3 rRNA genes are annotated in these 5312 nt (G+C 53.6%); all 3 read right to left on the bottom strand.

The features are described from left to right. Positions 1-14: 14 nt before the first annotated feature. A 5S ribosomal RNA gene (gene rrf / locus WG939_RS12015) occupies positions 15-132 on the bottom strand. 127 nt (positions 133-259) lie between these two features. Then, positions 260-3334, bottom strand: a 23S ribosomal RNA gene (locus tag WG939_RS12020). Positions 3335-3673: 339 nt separating this feature from the next. Further along, positions 3674-5192: ribosomal RNA gene (locus tag WG939_RS12025) — 16S ribosomal RNA — on the bottom strand. The 16S, 23S and 5S rRNA genes sit together here, the layout of an rRNA operon. Positions 5193-5312 lie beyond the last annotated feature (120 nt).

Here is a 5312-nt window from a genome sequence, read left to right on the forward strand (position 1 = left end):
TTTATAAAGTTTTTGGTCGGCGGTGTCCTACTCTCCCACACCCTCCCAGGTGCAGTACCATCGGCGCAGTAAGGCTTAGCTTCCGGGTTCGGAATGGGACCGGGCGTTTCCCTTACGCTATCAACCACCGACACATCTTGTGACTTGGCCACACACACATATGGTGTGGGTGTTGTGTCAGATACTGCATAGTGGACGCGGTCAGCAATCTTGTTGTCTTTTGTTTGTTTGTGCGACAGTTTTTGTGTTGCTTGAATTAGTGTGTTTGTTTGTCGGTGTATTAGTACCAGTCACCTCCACACATTACTGTGCTTCCAGATCTGGCCTATCAACCCCATAGTCTATAGGGAACCTCAAAAGAAACCTTATCTTGAAACAGGCTTCCCGCTTAGATGCTTTCAGCGGTTATCCCTTCCGTACGTAGCCAACCAGCCATGCACCTGGCGGTACAACTGGCACACCAGAGGTACGTCCGTCCCGGTCCTCTCGTACTAGGGACAGCCTTTCTCAAGTTTCAACGCGCGCGGCGGATAGAGACCGAACTGTCTCACGACGTTCTAAACCCAGCTCGCGTGCCGCTTTAATGGGCGAACAGCCCAACCCTTGGGACCTACTCCAGCCCCAGGATGCGACGAGCCGACATCGAGGTGCCAAACCATCCCGTCGATATGGACTCTTGGGGAAGATCAGCCTGTTATCCCCGGGGTACCTTTTATCCGTTGAGCGACACCACATCCACAAGTAGGTGCCGGATCACTAGTCCCGACTTTCGTCCCTGCTCGACCTGTCAGTCTCACAGTCAAGCTCCCTTGTGCACTTACACTCACCACCTGATTGCCAACCAGGCTGAGGGAACCTTTGGGCGCCTCCGTTACATTTTGGGAGGCAACCGCCCCAGTTAAACTACCCACCAGGCACTGTCCCTAACCCAGATCATGGGCCGAGGTTAGACATCTACTACGATCAGAGTGGTATTTCAACAACGACTCCCACACAGCTGGCGCCATGTGATCAAAGTCTCCCACCTATCCTACACAAACCGCACCAAATGCCAATACCAAGCTATAGTGAAGGTCCCGGGGTCTTTTCGTCCTGCCGCGCGTAACGAGCATCTTTACTCGTACTGCAATTTCACCGGGCCTGTGGTTGAGACAGCAGGGAAGTCGTTACGCCATTCGTGCAGGTCGGAACTTACCCGACAAGGAATTTCGCTACCTTAGGATGGTTATAGTTACCACCGCCGTTTACTGGGGCTTAAATTCTCCGCTTCGACCCAAAAGGTCTAACAGGTCCTCTTAACCTTCCAGCACCGGGCAGGCGTCAGTCCGTATACATCGACTTCATGTCTTCGCACGGACCTGTGTTTTTAATAAACAGTCGCTTCCCTCTATTCTCTGCGACCACCACCCGCTCACACCGTAAAGATGATCACGGGTCGTGGTCCCCCTTCTCCCGAAGTTACGGGGGCATTTTGCCGAGTTCCTTAACCACAGTTCACCCGAACGCCTTAGTATTCTCTACCTGACTACCTGTGTCGGTTTAGGGTACGGGCCGAATATGCACATCGCTAGAGGCTTTTCTCGGCAGTACAGGATCACCAACATCAACCAACAAAGGTCTACGCATCACGCCTCACCCATAAGTGCGGTCCCGGATTTACCTAGGCCGCGGGCTACACGCTTACACCACAATCCAATAAGTGGCTCGGCTACCTCACTGCGTCACCCCATCACTTAGCTACTACCAGATCAGGCCCCACGCATCACACCAACACCACCCCGAAGGGAAGCGAAGGTGATCAGGGTGGTTAGTATCACTGATTCACCATGGGCGCGCACACTCGGGTACGGGAATATCAACCCGTTATCCATCGACTACGCCTGTCGGCCTCGCCTTAGGCCCCGACTCACCCTGGGAAGACGAGCTTGACCCAGGAACCCTTAGTCATCCGGCGGATGAGATTCTCACTCATCAATTCGTTACTCATGCCTGCATTCTCACTCGCACACACTCCACGGACGCAGTTACCTGGCCGCTTCAACGCAGTGCACGACGCTCCCCTACCCAACAACAAAAGTCATTGCCGCGGTTTCGGTGGTGTGCTTGAGCCCCACTACATTGTCGGCGCAGAACCACTCGACCAGTGAGCTATTACGCACTCTTTCAAGGATGGCTGCTTCTAAGCCAACCTCCTGGCTGTCTAAGCGATCCCACATCCTTTTCCACTTAGCACACTCTTAGGGACCTTAACCGGCGATCTGGGCTGTTTCCCTCTCGACTACGAAGCTTATCCCCCGCAGTCTCACTGCTGCGCTAACTTAACCGGCATTCGGAGTTTGGCTGACGTCGCTAAGATTGTAGTCCCGCTAAACCAACCAGTAGCTCTACCTCCGGCAAGCAACACACAACGCTGCACCAAAATGCATTTCGGGGAGAACCAGCTATCACGGAGTTTGATTGGCCTTTCACCCCTACCCACAACTCATCCCCTCAGTTTTCAACCTAAGTGGGTTCGCGCCTCCACAACCTCTTACAGCTGCTTCACACTGGCCATGGGTAGATCACCCCGCTTCGGGTCCAAGACATGCCACTCAACACACTAGTTAGTATTCGCTTTCGCTACGACTACCCCACACGGGTTAACCTCGCGACATGCCGCTGACTCGCAGGCTCATTCTTCAAAAGGCACGCCATCACCAAACAAGTCGGCTCTGACGGATTGTAAGCACACGGTTTCAGGTACTATTTCACTCCCCTCCCGGGGTACTTTTCACCATTCCCTCACGGTACTAATCCGCTATCGGTCATTTCGAGTATTCAGGCTTACCGGGTGGTCCCGGCAGATTCACAGCAGATTCCACGAGCCCGCTGCTACTCGGGAAACAAACACACAGACCCCACACACTTTCAGGTACCGGGCTCTCACCGTCTACGGCAGGCGATTCCACACCACTTCCCCTAACACATGAGCATCCATGACTGTCACGGCAGTAACAGAACAGCCTGTCCCCACAACCCCACACACGCAACCCCTGCCGGGTATCACACGCATGCAGTTTAGCCAAACATCCACTTTCGCTCGCCGCTACTTACGGAATCACAATTGTTTTCTTCTCCTACGGGTACTGAGATGTTTCACTTCCCCGCGTAACCCCCACACCCACTATGAATTCATGGGCAGGTAACCGCACATTACTACGGCTGGGTTTCCCCATTCGGACACCCTCGGATCAACGCTCTATTGGCAACTCCCCGAGGCTTATCGCAGCCTTACACGTCCTTCATCGGCTCGAAATGCCAAGGCATCCACCGTGCGCCCTTAAGTAACAAACACCAAGAACACAAAAACAAAAAACACAAAAAACAAAGATAAAATTGCTCGCGTCCACTATACAGTTCTCACACAACACACACCCCAAACAACAACCAACCACCACACAAGCAGAAAGCCATTACTCAAGGCGCCACTTTGGAACACAAACAAAAGCGTTTGCCGTCCCAGACACCCAACAGCATGCCAAGCACCAACAAAGAATTGTTTTTTGATCATGATGACCACCACTATCTTTAGTGGCTAGTTAGTCTCCACCCGATTAACAAACCAACAGCAGAACACACGCCTGCTCAGCTGGCAAAGCCCACAACTGCGGGCTAATAAAAATAAGCTCCTTAGAAAGGAGGTGATCCAGCCGCACCTTCCGGTACGGCTACCTTGTTACGACTTCGTCCCAATCACCGATCCCACCTTCGACAGCTCCCCCCACAAGGGTTGGGCCACTGGCTTCGGGTGTTACCGACTTTCATGACGTGACGGGCGGTGTGTACAAGGCCCGGGAACGTATTCACCGCAGCGTTGCTGATCTGCGATTACTAGCGACTCCGACTTCATGGGGTCGAGTTGCAGACCCCAATCCGAACTGAGGCCGGCTTTCAGCGATTAGCTCACCCTCACAGGCTCGCAAGACGCGTTGTACCGACCATTGTAGCATGTGTGAAGCCCTGGACATAAGGGGCATGATGATTTGACGTCATCCCCACCTTCCTCCGAGTTAACCCCGGCAGTCTCTCATGAGTCCCCACCATCACGTGCTGGCAACATAAGACAAGGGTTGCGCTCGTTGCGGGACTTAACCCAACATCTCACGACACGAGCTGACGACAACCATGCACCACCTGTACACCAGCCACAAGGGAAGCTACATCTCTGCAGCGGTCCGGTGTATGTCAAGCCCAGGTAAGGTTCTTCGCGTTGCATCGAATTAATCCACATGCTCCGCCGCTTGTGCGGGCCCCCGTCAATTCCTTTGAGTTTTAGCCTTGCGGCCGTACTCCCCAGGCGGGGCGCTTAATGCGTTAGCTACGGCACAGAAATCGTGGAAGATCCCTACACCTAGCGCCCACCGTTTACAGCATGGACTACCAGGGTATCTAATCCTGTTCGCTACCCATGCTTTCGCTCCTCAGCGTCAGTTACTGCCCAGAGACCTGCCTTCGCCATCGGTGTTCCTCCTGATATCTGCGCATTTCACCGCTACACCAGGAATTCCAGTCTCCCCTACAGCACTCAAGTTATGCCCGTATCGCCTGCAGCTCCGAAGTTAAGCCCCGGTATTTCACAGACGACGCGACAAACCACCTACGAGCTCTTTACGCCCAGTAATTCCGGACAACGCTCGCACCCTACGTATTACCGCGGCTGCTGGCACGTAGTTAGCCGGTGCTTCTTATACAGGTACCGTCACTTACGCTTCGTCCCTGTCGAAAGAGGTTTACAACCCGAAGGCCGTCATCCCCCACGCGGCGTCGCTGCATCAGGCTTGCGCCCATTGTGCAATATTCCCCACTGCTGCCTCCCGTAGGAGTCTGGGCCGTGTCTCAGTCCCAATGTGGCCGATCGACCTCTCAGTCCGGCTACCCGTCGACGCCTTGGTAGGCCATTACCCCACCAACAAGCTGATAGGCCGCAGGCTCATCCCACACCGCAAAAGCTTTCCACCAACCACACTAAAGATTGGTCATATTCGGTATTAGACCCAGTTTCCCAGGCTTATCCCAAAGTGCAGGGCAGATCACCCACGTGTTACTCACCCGTTCGCCACTCGAGTACCCCCGAAAGGGCCTTTCCGTTCGACTTGCATGTGTTAAGCACGCCGCCAGCGTTCGTCCTGAGCCAGGATCAAACTCTCCATAAAAGATGATAATCAGCCATATGAAAAGCCAAAAACCTAGCAAAACAAACAACCAACGAATGATTGTCCAAAAAAACACGGGTGACAGACGATCCGACGAGGAAAAACCCGCCACCCAAAAAA

The organism is Corynebacterium sp. H130, from assembly GCF_037572395.1.
Taxonomy (GTDB): Bacteria; Actinomycetota; Actinomycetes; order Mycobacteriales; family Mycobacteriaceae; genus Corynebacterium.